Raw genomic sequence first — 3,562 nt, 5'->3', positions numbered from 1 at the left:
AAAATCAGAGGTAGACTTGCGGAAATTGATTTTCTGGCGTTGTACTTGAAAATAGCTACAGAATTAGAAGCATTGGCAAAATTGAAGGTGCGTTTTTCCCGCGATACTCTTAATATTGGGGTAGTTGGTCGTGCGAGACAAGGAAAAAGTCGCCTTTTGCAAAGTTTAACTGGGTTGACCACTACAGAAATTCCCGATGGCGATCGCCAACATTGTACTGGTGTGCGTAGCACTATTCATCACAACCCCAATGTTGCAACTTACGGCGAGGTTTCTTTTTATTCCGAACGCTCGTTTTTAGATGAAATTATCGCCCCCTATTATGAAAAGCTACATTTGGGAGCGAAACCTAATAGTTTGGTTGAGTTTGCTTCTAAACCTTTGCCACCATTGCCAGAAAATTTGCCTGGGTATGCGGAACCGGGTGCGATGTATGAACATTTGACTCGATATCACAATAATATTGATAAATATGTGGGGTTATTAAATTCTCCGCCCAGGCGTATTTCTAGTAATGAAATTCGGGAATATGTTGCTCAGGATACTGCTGATGGTCAGCGCATATTTTTTAATTATTTGGCAGTTAAAGAGGTGAAAATTACTTGCCCTTTTCCTAATTCTGAAGTCGGGCAAATTGCATTAGTTGATATGCCTGGATTAGGTGATACTGGTGTTGGGGATGAAGCACGATTAATTCAGATATTAAGTCAAGATATTGATGCTGTTTTATTTGTGAGAATGCCTAGCGCGAAGGGTGATTATTGGGCAGATGTTGATGTACGACTTTATGACACAGCTAGGGCAGCAATTGTCGATTTGCCTTTGGATTTATGGTCATTTATGATTCTCAATCAAACTAATGCTAATTATGCTAATGGTGATAATTTTAATAATTGTCAAGATTTGGCTGGTGACCTGAGCAAAAAACATCTGAATTTAGTAGATTGTATTATTGCTAATTGTGCCGATGTGGAGGCAGCTAATGTAAAAATATTAGATACTGTTTTAAATTATTTGGCTAGTAAAATTCAGAGTTTAGACCGACAATATGCTTCCTCTTGTCAAGAGCGAATTATTGAACTACAAAAAACTGTACAGACAGAAATAGAAAAGGCGCGTCAGGCTTTAGCTACTCCTACTGCTAACCAAAATGAAATGGGAGTATTTCTACCTCTATATAATCAGTTGATGAGTAACTTATCAGTTGGTTTGATGGAATTGCTGGAGAATTTTAAACAGCAACGTTATTTGGCAGACGAAGATTTTTTCAAACCCCAAGTAGAAGCAGCAATTCAAGCTTGTAAAGAAGATTCAGGAATTCCTAATCTACAAGAAATTAAAGTTAGACATCGAGAAAAGGGTTCTTGGGAAATTGTTTATGCGGAGTATTTGCATAAAATTAGGACTCATCTAACTCGACATTTTAATTCTCTAGATAATGGCTTAAAACAATTGATTGATGATGCTAAATATCAGGTCAGCCAAATATTAACAGCGCCAGGAAATTTAGCAGGTTTAAGTACGACTAAAAGTCCTGAGTATCTGAAAATTATTGCTGAGAAAAAAGTATCTGAAGAACAAATTAATTTACGCCGTGCTTTCCAAAATTTATGGAAATTTGAAATGTCTTATGAAGTAAATTTTCATTATCGGATTAGGCAACATTTAGATGACTTAACTCCTGATGATACTTCCCTCCGACTATCTGCTAAACCTACTGCCGAAGAAGTGCTAGAAAATTTAGAACAATTGCATCAAGAAACTGTTTATAAATGTCAAGAAGCTTTAGCAGATTTATTATCAGAACCAAAATTAGCTGTTTTTGCAGCCGTAGAAGAATTTATCGATCAAATATTACGAGGAGAAGAAGTAAAAAATGAATGGCCTGTATTTTTATATGAGGTGCGAGCGCAAGTTTGGCCTACATATTTTAAACCAATGGGAGAAGGTTCAGATTCACTAAAAGAATGGCAAAAATTAGTAGAAATAGTTGCTCAAACTAATCAAATAGAGCTACTCCAATTTATTAATTAATAGTCAGGGAATCCGACTTTTGCCCTGGTAAATGCTTGTGCCTCAATTGTAGCCCGAAGCAGATGGGAATGGCAGATAATTTACCCGCCCACAAAGTTATATCATGTCCGGATAAGAGCGCGATCAAAAAAAGTATATGGTTTGTAGTATAGCTCTCAGCCCGATACATACTTTTTGCTCAAGCCCTACTACAAACTTTAATTATAACTGTTCAACCGGACATGATATTATACCATTTCTCAACAACTTTTCTACATTTTCCCATTTTGGGGAGTAGGGTCGGAGGTAGGGACGTTGCATAAGGGCGTCCGAGAGCGAGAAGTAAACATAAGAATAATTAACATTAACTTGGCTCAAATTAGCAAAAAAGTTCCAAATGCTTATGTTAATTACTTAATAACTGAAGTGTTGCCTAAGTATAGCATTAATGCATGGTAATTGGTATTAAGGGAATCTCGGAAGCAATAGTTTTGACTACCTTTGCTAGTTTTTCCATAATGCTTGAACTTTGTGATGGCCACAAAGAAGACATTCTATAAGTATAGAAAGTATTTAGAATAATTTTTTATTATATAGCAGGGAACAGGGAACAGTGGGAAAAGTATTTCTCTATCTAAGGTTCATCATCAATCTATGTCCTAACCAACTCGTTCCTTGCTATACCATTCCCACACTTCCTTGACCCACTAGCAAAAATTAATTTTTTGATTATTATGACAATTTATTGATTTTGCCCAGATGCCTAATATAATAGTCCAAGCAAAGGTTAGGGCATTGGTAAATCCTGAAACTTACGAGCGAGATTACTTTTAAATGCATGACTTTTGAATGAGTGACTTGCGCGTAGCGCCATAGTTGGACTTTCCGAAAAAAATGAAGTAAACTAGGCTGAGGAGCAAAAAAATTAGACTCAAGGACGAACAAATCGAGCCAATGATTGAGACAAAAACAATTAAAGTTGCCAATTATCAAGCGCTTGAACTCATCTACGAAAGCTTTCAGACCCTCGTCTATCGTGGTCGAAATATGGAGAGTGGGCAACCAGTTATTGTCAAATTGATGCGGAATGAATATCCGTTATTTAAGGAGTTAGTGCAATTTCACAATCACTACGCGATCGCTATTAATCTCGACATCCCCGGTATTGTCAAACCATACGCCCTAGAGCCTTACAAGAATGGTTATGCTCTAATAATGGAAGATATAGGAAACATCTCCCTAGCAGAATATCAGCGCCAATTCTCAGTGTCGATCGAACAAGTTTTGGAAATTTCTCTTCAACTAGCAGATATCCTGCACTATCTCCATCAAAATTGCATCATTCATAAAGATATCAAACCTGCCAATATTTTAATTCATCCGGAAACAAAACAAGTAAAATTAATAGATTTTAGTATCTCATCATTACTTCCGAAAGAAACCCAAAGTTTGCAAACTCCCAATATCTTAGAAGGAACCCTTGCCTATATATGCGAATGTCTGGAGTGGTAAGGAAGTTGGCGGTTTGACTAGATTCAACGTTAAATTG

At 36.9% G+C, this 3,562-nt stretch carries 2 protein-coding genes; both read left to right on the top strand.

Annotation, left to right across the window (positions count from 1 at the left end; translation table 11 throughout):
* Positions 1-2,034 (top strand): hypothetical protein (locus F6K22_RS35800; RefSeq protein WP_293109353.1); only part of this gene is annotated, 2,034 nt, incomplete at its 5' end.
* Positions 2,035-2,967: 933 nt separating this feature from the next.
* On the top strand, positions 2,968-3,525 hold the full coding sequence (locus tag F6K22_RS35795) for a serine/threonine protein kinase (RefSeq protein WP_293109351.1): 558 nt from the start codon (positions 2,968-2,970) through the stop codon (positions 3,523-3,525).
* Positions 3,526-3,562: the final 37 nt, after the last annotated feature.

The organism is Okeania sp. SIO2F4 (assembly GCF_010672385.1).
Lineage (GTDB): Bacteria > Cyanobacteriota > Cyanobacteriia > Cyanobacteriales > Microcoleaceae > Trichodesmium.
This window is presented reverse-complemented; position numbering and strand designations above follow the sequence as displayed.